General features: G+C 57.7%; 16 protein-coding genes. 4 read left to right on the forward strand and 12 right to left on the reverse strand.

Annotated elements, in window-relative coordinates; all coding sequences use genetic code 11:
- Positions 1–38: 38 nt before the first annotated feature.
- Together malQ and malP are read right to left on the reverse strand one after the other, a co-directional pair.
- The gene (gene malQ, locus ACMGG5_RS04365; protein ID WP_420277554.1) at positions 39–2,117 is read right to left on the reverse strand and encodes a 4-alpha-glucanotransferase; all 2,079 of its coding nucleotides are present in this window, start codon (positions 2,115–2,117) and stop codon (positions 39–41) included.
- Between the two features lie 9 nt (positions 2,118–2,126).
- Positions 2,127–4,520: a maltodextrin phosphorylase gene (gene malP / locus ACMGG5_RS04370; protein WP_420277555.1), complete on the reverse strand. Its 2,394-nt coding sequence runs from the start codon at positions 4,518–4,520 to the stop codon at positions 2,127–2,129.
- Between the two features lie 585 nt (positions 4,521–5,105).
- Between malP and malT the strand changes: the two genes are divergently transcribed.
- Positions 5,106–7,811 carry an HTH-type transcriptional regulator MalT gene (gene malT / locus ACMGG5_RS04375; protein ID WP_024908893.1) on the forward strand — a complete coding sequence of 902 codons (2,706 nt, stop codon included), beginning with the start codon at positions 5,106–5,108 and terminating at the stop codon, positions 7,809–7,811.
- A 62-nt stretch (positions 7,812–7,873) separates the two neighbouring features.
- Here malT and ACMGG5_RS04380 read toward each other — a convergent pair whose 3' ends face one another.
- Genes ACMGG5_RS04380 through glpE form a run of 3 tightly spaced genes read right to left on the reverse strand, consistent with a single transcriptional unit; the run spans position 7,874 to position 9,859 of the window.
- On the reverse strand, positions 7,874–8,632 hold the full coding sequence (locus ACMGG5_RS04380; protein WP_008503060.1) for a DeoR/GlpR family transcriptional regulator: 759 nt from the start codon (positions 8,630–8,632) through the stop codon (positions 7,874–7,876).
- 16 nt (positions 8,633–8,648) lie between these two features.
- Positions 8,649–9,479 carry a rhomboid family intramembrane serine protease GlpG gene (gene glpG, locus ACMGG5_RS04385; RefSeq protein ID WP_028015659.1) on the reverse strand — a complete coding sequence of 277 codons (831 nt, stop codon included), beginning with the start codon at positions 9,477–9,479 and terminating at the stop codon, positions 8,649–8,651.
- A 47-nt stretch (positions 9,480–9,526) separates the two neighbouring features.
- Positions 9,527–9,859: a thiosulfate sulfurtransferase GlpE gene (gene glpE / locus ACMGG5_RS04390; protein WP_006177908.1), complete on the reverse strand. Its 333-nt coding sequence runs from the start codon at positions 9,857–9,859 to the stop codon at positions 9,527–9,529.
- Positions 9,860–10,047: 188 nt separating this feature from the next.
- Between glpE and glpD the strand changes: the two genes are divergently transcribed.
- Positions 10,048–11,556 (forward strand): glycerol-3-phosphate dehydrogenase, encoded by a 1,509-nt coding sequence (glpD, locus tag ACMGG5_RS04395; protein WP_290094168.1) that lies wholly within the window; start codon positions 10,048–10,050, stop codon positions 11,554–11,556.
- A gap of 88 nt (positions 11,557–11,644) precedes the next feature.
- On the opposite strand, the gene glgP is transcribed toward glpD, so the two are convergent.
- The 6 genes from glgP to asd all read right to left on the reverse strand — a co-directional run bounded on the left by glgP (position 11,645) and on the right by asd (position 22,366).
- Positions 11,645–14,092 carry a glycogen phosphorylase gene (gene glgP, locus ACMGG5_RS04400; RefSeq protein WP_032648304.1) on the reverse strand — a complete coding sequence of 816 codons (2,448 nt, stop codon included), beginning with the start codon at positions 14,090–14,092 and terminating at the stop codon, positions 11,645–11,647.
- An 18-nt stretch (positions 14,093–14,110) separates the two neighbouring features.
- The gene (gene glgA / locus ACMGG5_RS04405) at positions 14,111–15,544 is read right to left on the reverse strand and encodes a glycogen synthase GlgA (protein ID WP_024908888.1); all 1,434 of its coding nucleotides are present in this window, start codon (positions 15,542–15,544) and stop codon (positions 14,111–14,113) included.
- A complete protein-coding gene (gene glgC, locus ACMGG5_RS04410; RefSeq protein WP_008503066.1) occupies positions 15,544–16,839 on the reverse strand; it encodes a glucose-1-phosphate adenylyltransferase in 1,296 nt (431 codons plus the stop codon). Before glgC ends, glgA begins: the two co-directional genes overlap by 1 nt.
- A gap of 17 nt (positions 16,840–16,856) precedes the next feature.
- A complete protein-coding gene (glgX, locus tag ACMGG5_RS04415; RefSeq protein ID WP_248166238.1) occupies positions 16,857–18,830 on the reverse strand; it encodes a glycogen debranching protein GlgX in 1,974 nt (657 codons plus the stop codon).
- Complete coding sequence (gene glgB, locus ACMGG5_RS04420) at positions 18,827–21,013, reverse strand: 1,4-alpha-glucan branching enzyme (protein ID WP_420277556.1); 2,187 nt, start codon at positions 21,011–21,013, stop codon at positions 18,827–18,829. Before glgB ends, glgX begins: the two co-directional genes overlap by 4 nt.
- Positions 21,014–21,262: 249 nt before the next feature.
- Entirely contained in the window at positions 21,263–22,366 is a 1,104-nt protein-coding gene (gene asd, locus ACMGG5_RS04425) for an aspartate-semialdehyde dehydrogenase (protein WP_024908885.1), read from the reverse strand.
- Positions 22,367–22,543: 177 nt separating this feature from the next.
- Here asd and yhgN point away from each other — a divergent pair, with 177 nt between their 5' ends.
- Positions 22,544–23,137: an NAAT family transporter YhgN gene (yhgN, locus tag ACMGG5_RS04430; protein ID WP_003861574.1), complete on the forward strand. Its 594-nt coding sequence runs from the start codon at positions 22,544–22,546 to the stop codon at positions 23,135–23,137.
- Positions 23,138–23,201: 64 nt separating this feature from the next.
- Here the strand turns inward: yhgN and tusA are convergent, their stop codons facing one another.
- Positions 23,202–23,444, reverse strand: coding sequence for a sulfurtransferase TusA (gene tusA, locus ACMGG5_RS04435; RefSeq protein WP_024908884.1), 243 nt, complete (start codon positions 23,442–23,444; stop codon positions 23,202–23,204).
- 167 nt (positions 23,445–23,611) lie between these two features.
- On the opposite strand from tusA, the gene ACMGG5_RS04440 reads away from it, so the two are divergent.
- Positions 23,612–24,277: a 7-cyano-7-deazaguanine/7-aminomethyl-7-deazaguanine transporter gene (locus tag ACMGG5_RS04440; protein WP_032648297.1), complete on the forward strand. Its 666-nt coding sequence runs from the start codon at positions 23,612–23,614 to the stop codon at positions 24,275–24,277.
- The last annotated feature ends 11 nt before the right edge of the window (positions 24,278–24,288 follow it).

Here is a 24,288-nt window from a genome sequence, read left to right on the forward strand (position 1 = left end):
CCGGATAATAAAAAACCCGCCACTGGCGGGTTTTTTTATTACTTCTTCCCGGCAGCTTTTCGCCGCTTATCCAAATCCTTAATCAGCCTGTTCACCCCGTCATCGGCAAACATCGCCTCAAGCGTGGTGGACAGCTTGCGACGCCAGTTCTTGTACTGATAGCTGGTGCCCGGTATGTTCACCGGCTCCGCCATATCAATCCAGTCTTCCGGCTGCAGCCCCAGCAGGGCGCTGTTGCTGTCGGCAATATAGCGCTGCAAACCACGGTTGAGGGTCGCGGTCATCGACATCAACGACGCCTTATGCCCGGCGCGTTTCGGCAGACAGCCCTGCTTGTGCAGCGCATCCAGCAGCCCCTGCTTAGAAAGCTCGCGATCCTGATACAGGCCGCGCAGAACCTCTTCATCAGGATACAGTCCCAGCGTTTTGCCGAGCGTCAGATCGCCGCTTTCCCAATAGCCACGAAGCGTAGGAAGGTCATGCGTCGTCGCGACTGCCATTGACTGTTCAGGGTACGCTTTCGGCGCGCGGAAGGTTTTCTCATGGTCGTTTTCAAAATAGAGCACTTTATAGGAGTAGACGCCGCTGTCGCGGAGCTTGCTGACAATCTCCACCGGCACGGTACCGAGATCTTCACCGATCACCATGCACTGGTGGCGCTTACTTTCCAGCGCCAGGATCGACAGCAGATCGTCAACCGGGTACTGCACGTACGCCCCGTGATCCGCAGTTTCACCGTACGGGATCCACCACAAACGCAGCACGGACATCACGTGGTCAATACGCAGCGCCCCGCAGTTCTGCATGTTAGCGCGCAGCAGGTCGATAAACGGCTCGTAGGCGCGCGCCGCCATGACGTGCGGATCCATCGGCGGTAATCCCCAGTTCTGGCCCAGCGGGCCCAGGATATCCGGTGGTGCCCCCACGGAGGCCTTCAGGCAGTACAGCTCACGGTCGCACCAGGTTTCCGCGCCGCCTTCCGCCACGCCCACGGCCAGGTCACGGTACAGGCCAATCGGCATTTTATAGCCCTGGCTCACCTGCCAGCAGGCGGCAAATTGGCTGTACGCCAGCCACTGCAGCCACAGGTAGAAGTCCACCTCATCGGCATATTTTTTACAGAACGCTTTTACTTCCGGCGTGTCGATGGACTGATACGCTTCAGGCCAGACCGGCCAGCCCCAGCGCATTTCGTCCTCTTTCACCTGATACGCGTGCAGCGCATCAAACGCCGCCTGCCAGTACAGGCTCTCGCCCTCCTGCGTCACAAACTGACGGAACGCGGCCATCTGCTCGTCGTCACGCTGCGAAAAGCCTTTCCACGCCAGACGCAGCGCGGCCATTTTCAGCGCCGTGACGGTGGAATAGTCCACCCAGTCTGCGTCGCGCGCCTGCTTCAGCGCCTGCTGCGTGGTGCTGAGTTTCCACCACGCCTGCGCCTCTTTGCTGTTTTTGAAGTCATCTAAGGCGTTAACGTCGATATAAATCACGTTCAGCCAACGACGGGACGACGGGCTATACGGGCTGGCGCTCTCCGGGTTGGCGGGATAAAGCGCGTGGATCGGGTTGAGGCCGATAAACGCGCCGCCGCGCTCGCCCACGGATGCCAGCATGTTCTTCAGATCGCCAAAATCACCGATGCCCCAGTTGCTGTCGGAACGCAGGGTGTAGAGCTGCACGCAGGCGCCCCACAGCTTTTTGCCTTCGAGCAGCGCCTGCGGCTCGTAGCAGCGTTTTGGCGCGACGATCACCCGGCAGTGGAAACGCCGATCGTCCTGGGTGAGCGTGAGGGTGTGATAGCCCTCCGGCAGCTTCGCCGGAAGGTTTAACGTTTTGCCGCCGGTGGCGTGACCTTTGTGCTGATGCCCCTCTTCGGTGGTCAGCAGCCAGCTAAACTCGCCGCGCCCCTCCACCGCCAGCGGCATCTTTTTGCCTGCGGTGAATACCTTCACGTTCGGCACCGGCGCAGCCGACGCTTTCGCGTCGGTTTTGTGCATAGCGTCCAGCAAACGTCTTTTGGTGTCGGCGCCAATAGACTGCGGTTTGCCGTGAGCATTGATGTAACTGAGGCTGATCCCCGCCGCCTGCGCGGCGCTGTCCAGACGTTTACTCTCCATCGCGCTTCCTTAGCGTTTTGCCTGCCAGATACGGGCCTGATAATCACGGATTGAACGGTCAGAGCTGAACATACCGCAGCGGGCGGTGTTCAGGATGCACGCCCGGGTCCACGCCTCCTGATCGCGATAGAGCACGTCGACCTGCTTTTGCGCTTCGACATAGGCCGTGAAGTCCGCCATCACCAGATACGGGTCACCGCCGTGTTTGTCCATGCTGTGCAGCATCTGGTCAAACGCGTGCTTGTCGCCGTCGCTGTATTTACCGCTTTCCAGCTCCTTCAGCACTGCATCAAGCACTTTGTCTTTCTTACGCCATTTCACCGGGTCATAGCCTTTGGCCTTGATGGCTTTCACCTCTTCCACGGTATGGCCGAAGATAAAGATATTCTCTTCCCCCACCTTCTCGGCGATTTCGACGTTGGCCCCGTCGAGCGTGCCGACGGTAAGCGCGCCGTTCAGCGCCAGCTTCATGTTGCCGGTACCGGACGCTTCTTTCCCTGCGGTAGAGATCTGCTCGGAGATGTCCGCCGCCGGGATCAGCATTTCAGCCGCCGAGACGCAGTAATCCGGCAGGAACACCACCTTCAGCTTGTCGCCCACTTTCGGGTCGCTATTGATCGCCGCCGCCACTTTGTTGATGGCGAGGATGATGTTTTTCGCCAGGTAGTAGCCCGGCGCCGCTTTCGCACCGAACAGGAACACGCGCGGCACGCGGTCAGCCTGCGGGTTCTCGCGGATCTCTTTGTACAGCGCCAGAATGTGCAGCAGGTTCAGGTGCTGGCGTTTGTACTCGTGCAGACGTTTGATCTGGATATCGAAAATCGCATTCGGGTTGATCTCAATCCCGGTACGCATTTTCACGAACTCCGCCAGGCGAACCTTGTTCTCCTGCTTGATCGCACGGTACTGCTCGCGGAATTTCGCGTCGTCGGCCTGTTTTTCCAGGTTGATGAGCTGGTCCAGATCGTTGGCCCACTCTTTCTTCAGGGTCTTATCCAGCAGGCCGGCCAGCAGCGGGTTGCACTGCTTGATCCAGCGACGCGGCGTGATGCCGTTGGTCACGTTGTGGAATTTGGTTGGCCACAGCTGGTGGTATTCAGGGAATAGATCTTTCACCACCAGATCTGAGTGCAGCGCCGCCACGCCGTTCACCGCAAAGCCGCTGACTACGCACATGTTTGCCATGCGCACCTGCTTATCGTGAACCACCGCCAGCTTCGCCCAGACCGCTTTGTTGCCCGGCCAGGTTTTATCCACGAGCTTTTTAAACTGGTCGTTAATCTTGTTGATGAGCTGCATGTGGCGCGGCAGCAGCGCTTTCACCAGCTTCTCATCCCAGCACTCGAGCGCTTCCGGCATCAGGGTGTGGTTGGTGTAGGCAAAGGTACGGCTGGTGATGGCCCAGGCGTCATCCCAGCTCAGCTGATGCTCGTCGATCAGCACGCGCAGCAGTTCCGGGATCGCAATCGTCGGGTGCGTGTCGTTGAGCTGAATCACTTCGAAGTCCGGCAGCTGCGCCAGCTTGCGGCCCGCCAGGTGATGGCGACGCAGAATGTCCGCCACGGAGCAGGCGCACTGGAAGTACTGCTGCATCAGGCGCAGCTTTTTACCGGCCAGGTGGTTGTCGTTCGGATAGAGGACTTTGGTCAGCTTCTCGGCGTCGATACCCTGCTGCTCGGCGCGCAGGAAATCGCCGTCGTTGAATTTGGTCAGGTTAAACGGATGGGCGTGCTTCGCCTGCCACAGACGCAGCGGCTGCGCCACACCGTTACGGTAGCCAAGCACCGGCAGATCCCAGGCTTCACCGGTGATGGTGAACGCTGGCTCCCAGAGCCCCTGCTTTGTCACTTTCCCGCCAATGCCAACCTGCACATCCAGCTGCGCGTTGTGGCGGAACCACGGATAGGTATTGCGATGCCAGTCGTCCGGCGCTTCCATCTGATGTCCGTCGGCAAACGACTGACGGAACAGGCCGTACTGGTAGTTCAGGCCGTAGCCAATCGCCGACTGGCCGACGGTCGCCATGGAGTCCAGGAAACAGGCCGCCAGACGTCCCAGGCCGCCGTTGCCCAGCGCCGGGTCAATCTCTTCTTCCAGCAGGTCGGTCAGGTTAATGTCGTGCTCTTTCAGCACATCACCGACTTCCTGATACCAGCCGAGGTTCAACAGGTTGTTGCCCGTCAGACGGCCAATCAGGAACTCCATTGAAATGTAGTTTACATGGCGCTGGCCTTTTACCGGTTTTGCCAGGGGTTGAGCATCCAGCTGCTCTGCGAGCGCACCGCTCACTGCCTGCCACCACTGGTGAGGCGTCATTTCGTTTGCAGCATGAAGGCCAAAACGCTGCCACTGACGCGTCAGGGCAGCCTGGAATTGAGCTTTGTTGAAGGTAGGCTGTGACATAGGGGATCGGCATCCTTTAGAAAGAAAACACAAGTTGGCGCTAGTGTGCCTGGCTCATTTCCCCTCTTCCTCCTCCCGTGGGGGATTAGACAGGGAGGAGTAGCGGGGATGAGCAGAAAAGTGTGATCGAGGCCACTCTCAGAGCATAGTTCGAGTGTGCCCGGAAGATAAAAAAGTAACCGAGGATAATGTCAAAGAAATGAAATGCAGTTTCGGGTGAAATCAAACCCCACCGAAATAATTACTTACGTAGAATAATATTTCTGCAATCGGGTAATCGCTAAGGAGATTATTAATCTCCCTTAACTTTACCAGCAGTATATTAAATTTGACGTCACTATCCCTTTCTGAAACCAGTTTCAGCGCAGCGGTAACCAGTACAGACAAGCCAGCAGTGACGCGGCGTCAAAGACCTTTCCAGAAAGTTCCATCTTCTTCCTGAATGTTTTGTGACAGAGTGCAAATTCACAGCCACCAAATCCAGACATAACTTGCAATAGTTAACTTATTGGCCGACCTTATATCCATTAATTACGAAGCGCAAAAAAAATAAAATCTCTCGTTCCCCACAGTGAAGTGAAACCTATGTTGATTCCGTCTAAATTAAGTCGCCCGGTTCGCCTTGACCATACAGTGGTCCGCGAACGTCTGTTGGCTAAACTTTCCGGCGCGCATAATTTCCGACTGGCGCTGGTTACGAGCCCTGCAGGTTATGGAAAAACAACGCTCATTTCGCAATGGGCCGCAGGTAAGAGCGATCTTGGCTGGTACTCCCTCGATGAGGGCGATAACCAGCAAGAGCGTTTTGCCAGCTATCTGATTGCTGCCATACAGCAAGCCACCCATGGACACTGCGTCGCCAGTGAGATGATGGTGCAAAAGCGCCAGTATGCCAGCTTGTCTTCCCTTTTCTCTCAGCTGTTTATCGAACTGGCCGAATGGCATCGCCCGCTTTACGTGGTGATTGATGATTATCATCTCATCACTAACCCGGTGATTCATGAATCGATGCGTTTCTTCCTGCGCCATCAGCCGGAAAACCTGACTTTAGTCGTGCTGTCACGCAACCTGCCGCAGCTGGGTATTGCCAACCTGCGCGTGCGCGATCAGCTTCTGGAAGTGGGCAGCCAGCAGTTGGCCTTTACCCACCAGGAAGCAAAACAGTTCTTTGACTGCCGCCTGACCTCACCGATTGAGGCCGCCGAAAGCAGCCGTCTGTGTGATGACGTTGCGGGCTGGGCCACGGCGCTGCAGCTTATCGCCCTCTCTGCCCGGCAAAACAACAGTCCGGCGCATCAGTCTGCGCGGCGTCTGGCGGGCATCAACGCCAGCCACCTTTCTGACTACCTGGTGGATGAGGTGCTGGACAGCGTCGATCCCTCGACGCGTAATTTCCTGCTGAAAAGCTCTCTGCTGCGTTCCATGAATGATGCGCTCATCGTGCGGGTGACGGGCTGTGAAAACGGTCAGCTGCAGCTCGAAGAGATTGAACGTCAGGGCCTTTTCCTGACGCGCATGGACGATCCGGGCGAGTGGTTTAGCTATCACCCGCTGTTTGGTAGCTTCCTGCGCCAGCGCTGTCAGTGGGAAATGGCGGTTGAACTCCCGGAGATCCACCGCGCCGCTGCCGAAGGCTGGATGGCACAAGGCTTCCCGAGCGAGGCCATCCACCACGCGCTGGCCGCCGGTGATGCCAGCATGCTGCGCGATATCCTCCTCAACCATGCATGGGGCCTGTTTAACCACAGCGAACTGACGCTGCTGGAAGAGTCCCTCAAAGCCCTACCGTGGGAAAGCCTGCTGGAGAACCCGCGTCTGGTGCTGCTGCAGGCCTGGCTGATGCAGAGTCAGCATCGTTACAGCGAAGTGAACACCCTGCTGGCGCGCGCCGAGCAGGAGATGGAAAGCGAAATGGATACCACCCTGCACGGCGAGTTCAACGCGCTGCGCGCTCAGGTGGCCATTAACGACGGCGACCCGGACGAAGCTGAACGGCTGGCGATGGTCGCGCTGGATGAACTGCCGCTGGCTAACTTCTACAGCCGCATCGTGGCGACCTCGGTGCACGGCGAAGTGCTGCACTGCAAAGGCGATCTCACGCGTTCGCTTTCACTGATGCAGCAAACCGAGCAGATGGCGCGTCGTCATGATGTCTGGCACTACGCGCTGTGGAGCCTGATCCAACAGAGTGAGATTTTATTCGCGCAGGGGTTCCTGCAGGCCGCCTGGGAAAACCAGGAAAAAGCGTTCCAGCTGATTCGTGAACAGCACCTGGAACAGCTGCCGATGCACGAGTTCCTGTTGCGTATTCGCGCTCAGCTGCTGTGGGCATGGTCGCGCCTGGATGAAGCAGAAAGCTGCGCCCGTCAGGGTGTAGACGTACTCTCCAGCTTCCAGCCGCAGCAGCAGCTGCAGTGCCTGGCGCTGCTGGTGCAGTGCTCGCTGGCACGCGGCGATCTCGATAACGCCCGCAACCATCTCAACCGCCTGGAAAACCTGCTCGGCAACGGCCAGTATCATAGCGACTGGGTATCGAACGCCGATAAGGTTCGGGTGATTTACTGGCAGATGACCGGCGACAAAAAATCCGCCGCCAACTGGCTGCGCCAGACGCCAAAACCGGAATTTGCCAACAACCACTTTCTGCAGAGCCAGTGGCGCAACATCGCCCGCGCGCAGATCCTGCTCGGTGATTTAGAGCCCGCAGAGATTGTCCTGGAAGAGCTGAACGAGAACGCGCGCAGCCTGCGCCTGATGAGCGACCTGAACCGCAACCTGCTGCTGCAGAACCAGCTCTACTGGCAGGCGGGTCGTAAAAATGATGCCCAGCGCGTGCTGCTGGAGGCGCTGCAGCTGGCTAACCGCACCGGGTTTATCAGCCACTTTGTGATTGAAGGTGAAGTGATGGCGCAGCAGCTGCGTCAGCTTATTCAGCTCAACACGCTGCCGGAGCTGGATCAGCATCGCGCCCAGCGTATTCTGCGCGAGATTAACCAGCATCATCGGCACAAGTTCGCGCACTTCGATGAGAACTTCGTTGAACGTCTGCTGAACCACCCGGAAGTGCCGGAGCTTATCCGCACCAGCCCGCTCACCCAGCGCGAATGGCAGGTTCTGGGGCTGATCTATTCAGGCTACAGCAATGAGCAGATTGCCGGTGAGCTTGCGGTGGCGGCGACCACCATCAAAACGCATATCCGCAACCTGTACCAGAAGCTGGGCGTGGCGCATCGTCAGGATGCGGTGCAGCATGCACAGCAGCTGTTGAAGATGATGGGTTACGGAGTTTAGGTTTTGTGCGGCCTGATGCCCTCACCCCGCCCCTCTCCCACAGGGAGAGGGAGAACGGCGTTTCAACACAACTCTAACTGCAAATTATTATCTTTAATCACCTGCATCACGCCCGCCGGCGGCATCACGTCGGTGTAGACCGCATCCACCATGCTGATGCTGCCCATGTTCACCATCGCGTTACGGCCAAACTTCGAATGGTCTACCACCAGCATCACGTGGCGCGAGTTTTCAATGATCGCACGCTTGGTGCGCACCTCGTGATAATCAAACTCCAGCAGCGAGCCGTCGCTGTCGATGCCGCTGATCCCCAGAATGCCGAAGTCGAGGCGGAACTGAGAGATAAAATCGAGGGTCGCTTCGCCGATAATTCCGCCGTCGCGGCTGCGCAGTTCGCCGCCCGCGAGGATGATGCGGAAATCGTCTTTCTGCATCAGGGTATTGGCCACGTTCAGGTTGTTGGTGACCACGCGCAGGTTCTCGTGATCCAGCAGGGCATGGGCGACCGCTTCCGGCGTGGTGCCGATATCAATAAACAGCGTTGCCCCGTTCGGGATCTGGCTGGCGACCTTGCGGGCAATACGCTCTTTCTCCGCCGTCTGCGTGGCTTTACGGTCGTGCCAGGAGGTGTTAACCGAGCTGGACGGCAGCGCCGCGCCGCCGTGGTGGCGAAGAATACGGTTCTGATCGGCCAGGTCGTTCAGGTCACGACGGATGGTTTGTGGGCTGACGGCAAACTGCTCCACCAGCTCTTCGGTGCTGACGTATCCCTGTTTTTTTACCAGTTCGATAATGGCGTCATGACGTTGTGTTTGTTTCATCAATTATCCCTGAGAATTATGTTCGTTTTCGCGCATGGAGCGTGTCGGCAAAGGCCATCGCCAGCCCCACGGCCAGCCCGGCGACGTGTGCACCGTTGGCGATAGACATACCAAACAGATCAAACCATCCGGCAATTAGCCATATTAACGCAAAGGTTATTAATCCGCGTTGCAGATAGATGCCGCTTTCCGGGTCGCGCTCCCCGCGAAGCCAGACGTAGCCCATCAGGGCATACACGACACCCGACAGCCCGCCGAACCACGGCCCGCTGAACTTGTGCTGCACGTAACCGCTTAACAGGGCGCTGATGATGGTGATAACGATCAGCTTGCCGCTGCCCAGACGCTTTTCAACGGCACCGCCGAGATACCACCACCAGAGCAGGTTAAAGAGGATATGCATCACCGAGAAGTGCATCAGCGCGTGGCTAAAGTAGCGCCAGACGTCAAACTCAAGAGACGGGTCATAGGGCCACGCCAGAGCAATCATCACGCTCTGGTCGCCGACCACGTTCATGATAATGAAGACGATGATGCAGGCTGCCATCAGCAGCAGCGTAAACGGGCCCGCGCGCTCGCGAATGGTGGCGAGGAAGGGAAAGCGGCTGTAGTGCAATCCGCTGCCGGTCTGGCCGGACTGCCAGCTTGCCGCCAGATAGCGCGGGTCGCCAGGGTTCTCAAGAAAACGCGCCAGTTCCTCGTTTACCCGCCCGGCCTGGCTCTCATCGGCCAGCCAGACGTCGGTCTGCGTATGTTGCTGAATAGTCAGAATAACGCCCTGCGTCGCCATATAGTCGACAAACGCCTGGGCGACGCGCGGGTTGGTAAAAGAGGTGATCATCAACATGGGCAGCGGTCGCTTATTTCCACACAAAAGGGGACAGTATAGCGGGATCAGCGCTCAAAAGCGTATTCCACTTCTGCCGGGAAATGACGATGCCAGGCATCGAAGCCACCGTCGACGCTGTACACCGCGTCGTAACCCTGCTGCAGCAGATACTGCGCCGCGCCTTTGCTGCTGTTGCCGTGGTAGCACATGACCATGACCGGCGTCTCGAAGTCGTTATCGCGCATAAACGCGCCCAGCGTGTCGTTCGTGAGATGGAACGCGCCGGGCGTGTGGCCCATCGCAAAACTCTGCGGATCGCGGATGTCCACCAGCACCGCTTTTCCCTGGTGCATCTTCTGGTGGGCTTCTTCTACGTTAATACATTCAAACTGATCCATGGTGTTCTCTTTACAGTGGTCAACGACAAGATTTTACCCCGTAGTGTACGTCCTGGCGGCGGGTAAACGCCATTATGTTATCCATATCACTCTAAATTGTTTTTTTGATGTTACCAAAAGCGCGTTCCTTTGCTATTATGAGCGATATCGAACATTTCTGAGCTTTAACGAAAGTGCATGAGGGTGTTATGGAAACCAAAGATCTGATTGTGATAGGCGGTGGCATCAACGGTGCCGGTATTGCGGTCGATGCCGCAGGACGCGGTTTATCCGTACTGATGCTGGAAGCTAACGATCTCGCCTGCGCGACGTCGTCCGCCAGCTCCAAACTGATTCACGGTGGCCTGCGCTACCTGGAACACTACGAATTCCGCCTGGTCAGTGAAGCGCTGGCCGAACGTGAAGTGCTGCTGAAAATGGCCCCGCATCTGGCGATTCCGATGCGCTTCCGCCTGCCCCATCGCCCGCATCTGCGTCCGGCATGGATGATCCGAATTGGTCTGTTTATGTACGATCATCTGGGTAAACGCACCAGCCTCCCGGGTTCGAAAGGTTTGCGTTTTGGCTCAGAATCGGTCCTTAAGCCTGAAATCGTGCGCGGATTCGAATATTCCGACTGCTGGGTGGACGATGCCCGCCTGGTGCTGGCGAACGCGCAGATGGTTGAGAAGAAAGGCGGCGAGGTGAAAACCCGCACTCGCGCGACCTCTGCCCGCCGTGAAAACGGCCTGTGGATTGTGGAAGCGGAAGACATCGATACCGGCGAGAAATTCAGCTGGAAAGCGCGCGGCCTGGTGAACGCCACTGGCCCGTGGGTGAAACAGTTCTTTGACGAGGGCATGCATCTGCCTTCCCCGTACGGCATCCGCCTGATCAAAGGCAGCCACATTGTGGTGCCGCGCGTGCATACCCAGAAGCAGGCGTACATTCTGCAGAACGAAGACAAGCGCATCGTGTTTGTGATCCCGTGGATGGACGAATTCTCGATCATCGGCACCACCGACGTGGAGTACAAAGGCGATCCGAAGAACGTCGAGATCGACGAGAGCGAAGTGAACTACCTGCTTAAAGTGTATAACGCGCACTTTAAGAAACAGCTGTCGCGCGACGACGTGGTCTGGACTTACTCCGGCGTGCGTCCGCTGTGCGATGACGAATCTGACTCACCGCAGGCCATCACCCGCGACTATACGCTCGATATTCACGACGTAGACGGCCAGGCGCCGCTGCTGTCCGTGTTTGGCGGCAAGCTCACCACCTACCGCAAGCTGGCCGAGCACGCGCTGGAAAAACTGGCGCCGTACTACAAAGGCATTGGCCCGGCATGGACCAAAGGCGCGGTGCTGCCCGGCGGTGATATCGGCGGTAACCGCGATGATTACGCCGCGAAGCTGCGCCGTCGCTTCCCGTTCATCACCGAAGGGATGGCGCGCCACTATGCCCGCACCTACGGCAGCAATACCGAGCTGTTCCTGGGCGATGCGAAGGACATTGCGGATCTGGGCGAGCATTTCGGCCACGAGCTGTACGAAGCCGAGCTGCGCTACCTGGTTGAGCACGAGTGGGTGCGTCGTCTGGACGATGCTATCTGGCGCCGTACCAAAGAAGGGATGTGGCTCAACGCCGAACAGCAGTCTCGCGTGGCGCAGTGGTTACTGCAACATGCGGGAAAGCGTGAGCTGTCGCTGGCGTCCTGATGTGAAAAAATGCCCGGTGGCGCTACGCTTACCGGGCCTACGGGATCAAGTAGGCCGGGTAAGGCGAAGCCGCCACCCGGCTTTGTTTTTACAACCTCACCGGATCAATATGCCAGATCGTCTCGGCATACTCCTTGATGGTCCTGTCTGACGAGAAATAGCCCATATTGGCGATGTTGTACATAGCGGCGCTGGTCCACTTCTCCGGCTGGCGATACAGTTCGTCCACCTTGTCCTGACAGTCCACGTAGCTACGGTAATCCGCCAGCACCTGATAGTGATCGCCAAAGTTTATCAGCGAATCCACCAGATCGCGGTAGCGGCTCGGTTCATCCGGGCTAAACACGCCGGTCGCGATCTGCGTCAGCACCTGGCGTAACTCTTCATCCCCTTCGTAATATTGACGTGGCGAGTAGCCTTTTCTGCGTAGCGCCTCCACCTCTTCCGTCGTATTACCAAAGATAAAGATATTGTCTTCGCCCACGTGCTCCAGCATCTCGACGTTCGCCCCGTCAAGCGTACCGATGGTCAGCGCGCCGTTAAGGGCAAACTTCATGTTACTGGTGCCGGATGCTTCCGTCCCCGCCGTGGAAATCTGTTCAGAGAGATCCGCCGCCGGAATAATCAGCTGCGCCAGGCTGACGCTGTAGTTTGGAATGAACACCACCTTCAGCTTGTCGCCAATGTCCGGATCCTGGTTAACCACCTTCGCCACGTCGTTGATGAGATGAATAATGTGCTTCGCCATGTAGTAGGCCGACGCCGCCTTACCGGCAAAGATCTTCACGCGCGGCACCCATTCGGCCGTCGGATCGGCCTTAATGCGGTTGTAATGGGTGATCACGTGCAGCACGTTCATCAGCTGACGCTTGTATTCATGGATGCGTTTGATCTGAACGTCGAACAGCGCTTTCGGGTTTGCCACCACGTTGAGGTGCATCGCCAGCCAGACCGCCAGACGTTTTTTGTTCAGCAGCTTGGCTTCGCGCACGGCTTTGTTCACCGTCGGGAAATCAATATGCTGTTCCAGCTCGCTCAGCTGGCTCAAATCGGTACGCCAGGTACGGCCAATATTCTCGTCCAGCACCTCAGAGAGCGGCTGGTTGGCCAGCGCCAGCCAGCGGCGCGGGGTGACGCCGTTGGTCACGTTGCAGAAGCGCGTCGGGAAAATCTTCGCAAAGTCCGCAAACAGCGACTGCACCATCAGGTTCGAGTGGAGCTCGGACACGCCGTTGACCTTGTGGCTGATGACAACCGCCAGCCAGGCCATGCGCACGCGACGACCGTTCGACTCATCAATGATGGACGCGCGGCTCAGCAGGCCGGTATCGTTCGGATACTGCTCCTGCAGCGTCTTGAGGAAGTAGTCGTTAATCTCAAAGATAATCTGCAGATGGCGCGGCAGGATTTTGCCGAGCATGTCCACCGGCCACGTTTCCAGCGCTTCGCTCATCAGCGTGTGGTTGGTGTACGAGAACACCTGGCAGGTCACCTCAAAGGCGTCGTCCCAGCTGAACTTATGCTCGTCGATCAGCAGGCGCATCAGCTCCGGAATAGAGAGCACCGGGTGAGTGTCATTAAGGTGGATCGCGGTTTTCTCCGCCAGGTTGGCGTAGGTTTTGTGCAGCTGATGGTGGCGGCTGAGGATGTCCTGAATGGTCGCCGAAACGAGGAAATACTCCTGACGCAGGCGCAGCTCGCGGCCCGAGTAGGTCGAGTCATCCGGGTACAGCACGCGGGACACGTTCTCGGAGTGGTTTTTATCCTCCACCGCCGCGAAGTAATCCCCCTGGTTAAATTTACCGAGGTTAATTTCGCTACTGGCCTGGGCGCTCCACAGGCGCAGCGTGTTGGTGGCGTCGGTGTCGTAGCCGGGGATAATCTGGTCGTAGGCCACGGCCAGGATCTCTTCCGTTTCTACCCAGCGGGATTTTTTCCCTTCCTGCTGAATACGTCCGCCAAAGCGCACCTTGTAGCGCGTGTTGTGGCGCTTAAACTCCCACGGGTTGCCGTACTCCAGCCAGTAGTCCGGGGACTCTTTCTGACGCCCGTCGACGATGTTCTGCTTGAACATGCCGTAATCGTAGCGAATACCGTAGCCGCGGCCCGGCAGCGCCAGCGTCGCCAGCGAGTCGAGGAAGCAGGCGGCGAGACGTCCCAGACCGCCGTTACCGAGGCCCGGGTCGTTCTCTTCGTCGATCAGTTCTTCTAAATCTAACCCCATCTCTTCCAGTGCGGTTTTGACGTCGTCATAAATACCGAGCGACAACAGCGCATTGGACAGCGTGCGGCCAATCAAAAATTCCATCGACAGGTAGTAAACCTGACGCGTCTCCTGCGAGAGCTGGGCGCGGTTTGAGCGCAGCCAGCGTTCAACTAAGCGGTCACGCACGGCAAACAGGGTGGCGTTCAGCCACTCGTGCTTGTTGGCAATAACCGGATCTTTCCCGATGGTGAACATCAGCTTGTAGGCGATAGAGTGCTTTAACGCCTCAACGCTGAGCGTGGGTGAAGAGTAGCTAAATGGAGCGTTCATATCAGTAACTTCGCCTCGTTACATCAAGCGTTGATAGAGATCGCGGTATGACTGCGCCGCGACGTGCCAGCTAAAGTCCATGGACATCGCCTGACGTTGTACGTAACGCCACAGCGATGGACGGGACCACAAGACGAAAGCACGCCGAATCGCCCGAAGCAGCGACCAGGCATTACTGTCCTCAAAGACAAACCCGCTGGCGATACCGTCCGCCAGGTTTTCCAGAGAGCTGTCGGATACCGTATCCGCCAGTCCGCCCGTGCGGCGTACCAGCGGCAGGGTGCCATATTTCAGGCCGTACAGCTGCGTCAGGCCGCAGGGTTCGAAACGGCTTGGCACCAGGATGACGTCCGCGCCGCCCATAATGCGGTGCGAGAATGCCTCGTGGTAGCCAATCTGCACGCCCACCTGACCCGGATGTTCCGCCGCGGCGGCAAGGAAACCTTCCTGCAGCACCGGGTCGCCCGCGCCGAGCAGCGCCAGCTGTCCGCCCTGCTCCAGTAAACCGGGCAGCGCCTCCAGCACCAGATCCAGCCCTTTCTGGCTGGTCAGGCGGCTGACCACCGCGAACAGCGGCACTTTGTCGTTAACCTTCAGGCCCATCGCAATCTGCAGCTGGCGTTTGTTTTCCGCTTTGTCTTCCACGGAATCACGGCCGTAGCGCGCCGCCAGCAGGAGATCGGTTTCCGGGCTCCAGATCTGTTCGTCCACGCCGTTCAGAATGCCCGACAGGCGGCCTTCGCGATGGCGCTGCTGCAGCAACCCTTCCATACCGTAGCCAAACGCCGGCTGGGTGATCTCACGCGCGTAGGTTGGGCTCACCGCCGTGATGTGATCGGCGTAGTACAGCCCGGCTTTCAGGAACGAGATCTGCCCGTTAAATTCCAGCCCGTGCATGTTATAGAACGATAATGGCAGATCGATTTCACTCATGTGATGGGCATAGTACATCCCCTGATACGCCAGGTTATGCACGGTAAAGACCGATTTCGCCGGGTGGCCGCGCGCGGCGAGATACGCCGGGGCAAGCCCGGCGTGCCAGTCGTGCGCGTGCACCACATCCGGGCGCCAGAACGGATCCAGCCCCGTCGCCATTTCGGCACCGACCCAGCCGAGCAGCGCAAAGCGCAGCACGTTGTCGGTGTAGGCGAACAGGTTCGTATCATGATACGGGCTGCCCGGGCGATCGTATAAATGCGGCGCGTCGATCAGGTAAATCCCTACGCCATTGTAATGTCCAAACAGCAGGGTAATGCGTCCGGCAAACGTTTCACGGCGGGTCACCACTTTCGCATCAGGTATACCGCGCCGGATATCCGGAAAGGCGGGCAGCAGGACTCGGGTATCCACGCCTCCGGCGATTTGCGCCGCCGGTAATGCGCCAAGCACATCTGCCAGTCCGCCCGTTTTCAACAACGGGAACATCTCAGAACATACGTGTAAAACCTGCATCATCGCTCCTGTTTGATCTGCAGCTTCCGCAACATTTCCCGTGTGACTAACACGATCCCCTCTTCCGAACGGTAGAAACGACGCGCGTCTTCTTCCGCATTCTCCCCAATAACCATCCCTTCAGGGATGACGCAGGCACGGTCGATCACGCAACGACGCAGACGACACGAGCGCCCTACCCAGACATCCGGCAACAAGACTGCCGAATCGATATTACAGAATGAATTTATCCGCACGCGGGGGAACAGCACCGACTGCACCACCACCGAGCCTGAAATAATGCACCCGCCGGACACCAGCGAGTTCAGCGTCATACCGTGGCTGCCGGAGCGGTCCTGGACGAACTTGGCCGGCGGCAGCGACTCCATATGGGTACGAATCGGCCAGTTCTGGTCGTACATATCCAGTTCAGGCGTGACCGATGCCAGATCGAGGTTCGCTTTCCAGTACGCTTCCAGCGTGCCCACATCGCGCCAGTAAGGTTCCGCATTCGGGTCGGACTGCACGCAGGACAGCGGGAAAGGATGTGCATACGCCATGCCAGCTTTCGTGATTTTCGGAATGATGTCTTTACCGAAGTCGTGGCTGGAGTTTTCGTCTTTGTCGTCTTCTTCCAGCAGCTCATAAAGATAATCTGCGTCAAAGACATAGATCCCCATGCTGGCAAGCGATTTGGTGTCATCGCCCGGCATGGTTGGCGGGTTCGCCGGTTTTTCAACGAAGTCGATAATTTTGTCGTCGGCATCCACGTGCATGACGCCAAACGCCGTCGCTTCAGCAACGGGCACAGGCAGACACGCCACGGTGCAGCGCGCCCCTTTTTCGACGTGGTCGATCAGCATGTGGGAGTAATCTTGCTTGTAGATGTGGTCCCCGGCGAGGATCACGATGTATTCCGCGTTGTAGCGACGAATGATGTCGAGGTTCTGGGTCACCGCATCCGCTGTCCCGCGATACCAGTTCTCGCCGTGGACGCGCTGCTGCGCAGGGAGGAGATCGACAAACTCGTTCATCTCTTCGCTGAAGAATGACCAGCCGCGCTGGATATGCTGAACCAGCGTATGCGACTGATACTGCGTAATGACGCCGATGCGGCGAATGCCCGAGTTCAGGCAGTTGGAGAGCGCAAAGTCGATGATACGGAACTTACCACCAAAGTGAACAGCCGGTTTGGCGCGCTTGATGGTCAAATCTTTCAGACGGGTACCACGCCCGCCCGCAAGTATCAGGGCAACCGTTTTTAATGGTAGCTGGCGTGCCAACATTAAGGGATCGTTCTTCTCTAATCTAACCATGACTAACTCCTTTTTTATCATCTTTGGAATACGCACACTCCGTGCGCAGGCCCGTGCCAGACAGCCATTACTACCGGATTATCCGCTCCGGCAAAGGGAGGAACGGCGCGCCATTCCCCTTCAGGTAAAACAATCTCTGCGACGTCATCCGTCGCGTTCAGCGTGACCAGCCATTTATCCGACAGCAGGATTTGCAGGCGTGGTACGCCGTGTTGCCACTCTTGCGCGCTTAACGGTTGCGCGTCTTTATTCAGCCAGCGAACGTTGCCGTCACCCTCTTCCCACCAGCGGTCGGCGGTCAGCGCGGGGATCTGCTGGCGAAGATGGATCAGCGCAGCGGTAAAATGAATCAGCCCGCTGTTGGCTTCACCCCAGTCGAGCCAGGTTAACGTGTTGTCCTGGCAATACGCATTGTTGTTACCGTGCTGGCTGTGGCCGTGTTCATCGCCTGCCAGCAGCATCGGCGTGCCCTGCGACAATAAAAGCGTTGTCAGCAGCGCATGTACGCTGGCGCGTCGCCGCTCTATCACATCCAGACTTCCGCCTAACCCTTCTATACCATGATTAAAGCTATGGTTATTGTTAGTGCCATCGCGATTCTCTTCGCCGTTTGCCTCATTGTGTTTCTGATTGAAACAAACGCAGTCCCTGAGGGTAAAACCGTCGTGCGCCGTCAACAGATTGACGGTGGCCGACGGGCGTTTGCCGTCACGCTTAAAGAGATCGCTTGAAGCGGCAAAACGTCCGGCAAACTCCCCGAGCGACAGATTCCGCTCCAGCCAGAAGCGGCGTACGGCGTCGCGGTAGTGGTCGTTCCACTCGGCAAACAGCGGCGGGAAATTCCCGACCTGATAACCACCTTCTCCGATGTCCCACGGCTCGGCAATGAGCTTCACCTGCGAGAGCACCGGACAGTTTTTTATCGCCTCAAACAGCGGCGCCTGCTGGCTGAACGCCGGCGTGCGCCCCATCACGGGCGCCAGGTCGAAACGAAAACCGTCGACGTGGAATGTTTCCACCCAGTATTTCAGGCATTCATACGCAAAATGCGTGACCGCCGGATGGCTGAGATTGAGCGTGTTACCGCAGCCGGTCCAGTTCTCATAATCGCCATCCTGCCTGATCCAATAATAGCTACGGTTATCAATTCCGCGCATGGAGAGCGTCGGACCGTCGAGATCGCTTTCGGCACTGTGGTTCAGCACGACGTCCAGAATGACCTCAATGCCCGCCGTATGAAGCGCCTTCACCGCATCGCGAAACTCGTCCCGCGCCTTTTCCGGATGAGCGGCATAGCGTGGCTCAAGCGCGAACATCGCCAGCGGGTTGTAGCCCCAGTAGTTGCTTAGCCCCAGCCGCTGCAGGCGCGGCTCGCTGGCAAAATGGGCGACGGGCAGCAGTTCCAGAGCGGTGATGCCGAGGTGCTTCAGGTAGGCGATCATGGTGGGATGCCCGAGCGCCTTGTAGGTGCCCCGCATCTCTTTGGGGATCGACGGGTGCAGGTACGTCAGTCCTTTGACGTGGGCTTCATAAATGACGGTATGGCCCCACGGCGTCTGCGGCGGGGCATCGTCTTCCCAGTCATAAAGATCGTTCACCACCACGCTTTTTGGCGCGACGGGCGCGCTGTCGCGGTGGTCGGGATCGCCGTAACCCACGTGGAAGAGCGGGTCGTCTTTAAATTCGCCGTCCACGCGGTGCGCGCACGGGTCAATCAACAGCTTCGCCGGATTAAACCAGTGACCCTGCGCCGGATCCCACGGACCGTGTACGCGAAAGCCATAGTGCAAGCCTGGCCGCCCTCCGGCCAGGTAGCCGTGCCAGGTATCCCCCGTGCGCGCGGGTAAATCGTAACGGTGCTCGTTGCCTTCCCCGTCAAACACGCACAGTTCTACCCGCTCAGCGTGAGCGGAAAAGAGGGTGAAATTGACCCCCTTCCCGTCAAAACGCGCCCCGAGCGGTTCGGGTTTACCTGCCGTAAGCTGCGTCATTCGCCCTCCCGCATTAGCCAGATGGTGCCAAGCGGCGGCAGCGTCAGGCTCAGGGAGTTGGGTCGTCCGTGGCTTTCGATGGAGTCGCTCTGTACCAGCCCGCCGTTACCGGCGTTACTGCCGTGGTAGTGCATCGAGTCGGTATTCAGAATTTCGCGCCATTTGCCCGGCTGGTTAATGCCGAAGCGGTAGTGTTCGCGCGGCACCGGCGTAAAATTGCTGGCGACGATGATCTCGTTACCGGCTTTGTCACGACGCACAAAGACAAACACCGAGCGTTCGTGGTCGTCCACCACCAGCCACTCAAAGCCGTACGGATCGAAGTCGAGCTCGTGCAGCGCTTTGTGGTGGCGATAGGTCAGGTTCAGATCGCGTACCAGACGCTGCACCCCGTGGTGCCAGTTGTCGCCGCCTTCCAGCAGATGCCAGTCGAGGCTGGCGTCGTGGTTCCACTCGCGCCCCTGAGCGAACTCATTGCCCATAAACAGCAGTTTTTTGCCCGGGAAGGCAAACATCCAGCCGTAATAGGCGCGCAGGTTGGCAAACTTCTGCCACGCGTCGCCCGGCATGCGGTCGAGAATCGATTTTTTACCGTGTACCACCTCATCGTGCGACAGCGGCAGCATGAAGTTTTCGGTGTAGTTGTAGAGCATCCCGAACGTCAGCTTATCGTGATGGTACTTACGGTGGACCGGATCCAGCTTCATGTAGTCGAGCGTGTCGTGCATCCAGCCCAGGTTCCACTTATACCAGAACCCCAGGCCGCCTAATGACGGCGGACGGGAGACGCCCGCAAAGTCGGTCGACTCTTCCGCCATAGTTACGGCACCGTCCACCTGCTCGCCGATAATGCGGTTGGTATTACGCAGGAATTCAATGGCCTCCAGGTTTTCGCGGCCGCCAAACTCGTTCGGGATCCACTCCCCCTCTTTGCGGCTGTAGTCGCGGTAGATCATCGACGCCACCGCATCGACGCGCAGGGCATCGATACCAAACCGCTCGATCCAGTACAGGGCATTCCCGACCAGGTAGTTTGCGACCTCACGGCGACCGTAGTTGTAGATCAGCGTGTTCCAGTCCTGGTGATAGCCTTCGCGCGGATCGCTGTGCTCGTACAGCTTCGTGCCGTCAAACTCTGCCAGCGCGAAATCATCCGCAGGGAAATGACCCGGCACCCAGTCGAGGATGACGTTCAGCCCGGCGGCGTGCGCGGCATCAATGAAATAGCGGAAGTCGTCGCGCGTGCCGAAGCGGCGCGTTGGCGCATACAGCCCGGTGGGCTGATAGCCCCAGCTGCCGTCGAACGGGTGCTCGTTGACCGGCAGCAGCTCAAGGTGGGTAAAGCCCATCCATTTGGCATACGGCACCAGCTGGTCGGCAAGCTCCCGGTAGCTCAGCCAGAAGTTGTTATCGGTGTGGCGACGCCAGGAGCCGAGATGGACTTCATAGACGGAGATCGGCGCATCAAAGCGGTTGGCCTGCTTGCGCTCCTCCGTCTGAACGACCTTCTCCGGCAGGCCGCAAATCAGCGACGCGGTATCCGGGCGCATCTGCGCTTCGAAGGCATACGGGTCGGCTTTAATGCGCAGCTTGCCGTGGGCGTCGATCATCTCGAATTTATAAAGCTGCCCGTGGTGCGCCCCGGGGATAAACAGCTCCCAGATGCCGGTTTCCCGACGCAGGCGCATCGGGTGGCGGCGGCCGTCCCAGTAGTTGAACTGTCCGACAACGGAGACGCGCTGGGCATTGGGCGCCCACACGGAGAAGCGCGTGCCGGTAATGCCGTCCATGGTATCGGCATGGGCACCCAGCGTTTCATAAGGACGAAGATGCGTTCCTTCGGAAAGCAGCCAGGCGTCCATCTCTTTAAGCAGAGGGCCGAAGCTGTAGGGATCGTCAATCAGGTTTTGCTGACCGTGCCAGAGAACGGCGAGCTGATAGCGAAACGGGTTTTTACGACGGGGCATTACACCCGAGAAGAAGCCACGGGAATCGAGGCATTCAAGATTACCCACCTTGCGGCCGGTTTTGGGTTCAATCACCCAGACTTCTGTGGCATCCGGTAACAGTGCCCGAACTTCAAGGCCATCCTCAGTACGATGCATCCCAAGCACAGAAAAGGGGTCAGCAAAATGACCCGCAATAAGCGCATTAATCACGTCTCTATCCACACGATCGGACATGGTATTCATCCTGTTTTTTATGTCGTCCTTTTTAAGCGCTCCGGGACGACTTTTAATGTGACCTGAACGGGACAGCACAAAAATGTGCATCCAATCTGCTCCGTTCGAACCTCAGGTAAGAAATGACTCTTCCTTAAAGCATAGCCAACGCTCTAGATGACTCCTGATAAAAAATAAGACATACGCGTGTTACTCCATGTAGTACGCAAAAAAAAGGGGTGAAAATCACCCCCGGTATTTAACAAATTATTACGCCAGCTGGCGCAGCATGCGGCGCAGCGGCTCGGCAGCGCCCCACAGGAGCTGGTCGCCAACGGTGAACGCGGAGAGATACTCCGGCCCCATGTTCAGCTTGCGCAGACGGCCAACCGGCGTGGTCAGCGTGCCGGTAACGGCAGCCGGGGTCAGCTCGCGCATGGTGATATCGCGATCGTTTGGCACCACTTTCGCCCACGGGTTGTGCGCGGCCAGCAGCTCTTCCACGGTCGGAATAGACACATCTTTTTTCAGTTTAATGGTGAAGGCCTGGCTGTGGCAGCGCAGCGCGCCGATACGCACGCAGAGGCCGTCAACCGGAATGGTGTTCGCGGTATTGAGGATTTTGTTGGTCTCAGCCTGGCCTTTCCACTCTTCGCGGGTCTGGCCGTTATCCAGCTGCTTGTCGATCCACGGGATCAGGCCACCGGCCAGCGGTACGCCAAAGTTATCCACCGGCAGCTCGCCGCTGCGGGTCAGCTGAGTGACCTTACGCTCGATATCCAGAATAGCGGATGCCGGGTTTGCCAGCTCGGTCGCAACGCTCTGGTGCAGCTGGCCCATCTGGGTCAGCAGCTCGCGCATGTGACGCGCGCCGCCGCCGGACGCCGCCTGGTAGGTCGCCACGGAGACCCACTCCACCAGATCCTGCGCGAACAGGCCGCCGAGGGACATCAGCATCAGGCTGACGGTGCAGTTACCGCCGACAAAGGTTTTCACGCCGTTGTTCAGGCCATCGGTGATCACGCCCTGGTTAACCGGGTCGAGAATGATGATGGCATCGTCTTTCATGCGCAGCGACGAGGCCGCGTCAATCCAGTAGCCCTGCCAGCCGCTTTCACGCAGCTTTGGATAGATTTCGTTGGTATAATCGCCGCCCTGGCACGTGACAATAATGTCGAGTGCCTTCAGCGCTTCCAGATCGTAAGCATCCTGCAACGTGCCCGTGGTACCACCAAAGGACGGAGCAGCCTGGCCGAGCTGGGAAGTGGAGAAGAAGACCGGGCGGATAGCGTCGAAATCGCGCTCTTCAACCATGCGTTGCATGAGTACAGAGCCGACCATACCGCGCCAGCCGATAAAACCAACGTTTTTCATAGCATTTTTTTCCTGCTGAGGGTGTGTGCTGTTTGTGCAAGCCAGTATTGAACTGGGATATGCTTCACATTACAAAATGCTGCCAAAGTCGCAAGCGAAATTAATCGATGATTGCCCGACAATCAGAAATACAGCTAATTATCATAATAACCATAGAGAATTTCAGGGATAATTTACATGAGTGAAATCATTTCCGCAGCGGTTTTATTGATTCTGATAATGGATCCACTGGGTAACCTGCCGATCTTCATGTCGGTGCTGAAGCACACCGAGCCGAAGCGCCGCCGGGCGATCATGATCCGCGAGCTGCTCATCGCCCTGCTGGTGATGTTTATCTTCCTGTTTGCCGGGGAAAAGATCCTCGCATTCCTGAACCTGCGCGCCGAAACTGTGTCGATTTCCGGCGGGATTATTCTGTTCCTGATTGCCATTAAGATGATTTTCCCGAGCGCGGAAGGCAGCAGCAGCGGCCTGCCTGCGGGTGAAGAGCCGTTTATTGTGCCGCTGGCGATCCCCCTCGTCGCGGGCCCGACCATTCTGGCCACGCTGATGCTGCTGTCGCATCAGTATCCGAACCAGATGAGTCATCTGGTGATTGCCCTGCTGATCGCCTGGGGCGGGACGTTTATTATCCTGCTGCAGTCGTCCCTGTTCCTGCGCCTGCTGGGTGAGAAAGGGGTGAACGCGCTGGAGCGCCTGATGGGGCTGATTCTGGTCATGATGGCGACGCAGATGTTCCTGGACGGGATCCGGGCGTGGATGAAAGGATGACTTTCTCCCTCTCCCCGTGGGAGAGGGTCGGGGTGAGGGCATCAGGCCGCAGAGGGCAGCCCATCTACCCCTTACGAATCAAATACTGGTACGGCAGCGCCTCAGTCTGCTGTGCCACCAGCTCATGTTCCATAAAGGTACAAAAACCGGGAATATCGCGGGTTGTGGCCGGGTCATCGGCAATAATCAACAGCGTTTCACCGGTCTGCATATTGCGCACGGTCTTACGTACCATCATTACCGGTTCCGGGCAGCGAAGGCCCTGGGCATCAAGGGTGTGGTCTGGGCTGGAAAACAGGTCGGTCATGATCTTCTCGGTCAGATAAAAACGGCTGTAGTTTACGCCCGGTTGCGATCAATGCAAACCAGGTTAACGATTGCGTAAAAACTAACCATTGCAATGTCCTGCCAAAGCAGTATCATGCTGCGGTTTTTATTGGGTTCCCTCACCCCAACGTATAAAAAGGTCACAATATGACGTCGTTTTCCGAATCTCAGCGCGTAAAAGCGTTGTTCTGGCTTTCGCTTTTCCATTTGCTGGTGATCACCTCCAGCAACTATCTGGTGCAGCTCCCGATCTCCATCTTTGGTTTTCATACCACCTGGGGCGCGTTCAGTTTTCCGTTTATTTTCCTCGCGACCGATTTGACCGTGCGTATCTTTGGCGCACCGCTGGCTCGCCGCATTATTTTTTCGGTCATGCTCCCGGCGCTGTTCATCTCGTACGTGATTTCGTCTCTGTTTTATATGGGAAGCTGGCAGGGCTTTGAGGCGTTAACCCACTTTAACCTGTTTGTCGCCCGTATCGCCGCCGCCAGCTTTATGGCCTACGCGCTGGGGCAGATCCTCGACGTGCACGTGTTTAACCGCCTGCGGCAAAATCACCGCTGGTGGATGGCGCCAACCGCCTCCACGCTGTTCGGTAACGTGAGCGATACGCTGGCCTTCTTCTTCATCGCCTTCTGGCGCAGCCCGGATGCGTTCATGGCCGAACACTGGATGGAAATCGCGCTGGTGGACTACTGCTTCAAGGTCCTCATCAGCATTGTCTTCTTCCTGCCCATGTACGGCGTACTGCTCAATATGCTGCTGAAAAGGCTGGCAGATAAATCTGAAATCACGGCATTGCAGGCTGGTTAAGGGTTCGCTTT

The sequence above is a fragment of the Enterobacter sp. BNK-34 genome (assembly GCF_048684445.1).
Taxonomy (GTDB): Bacteria; Pseudomonadota; Gammaproteobacteria; order Enterobacterales; family Enterobacteriaceae; genus Enterobacter; species Enterobacter pseudoroggenkampii.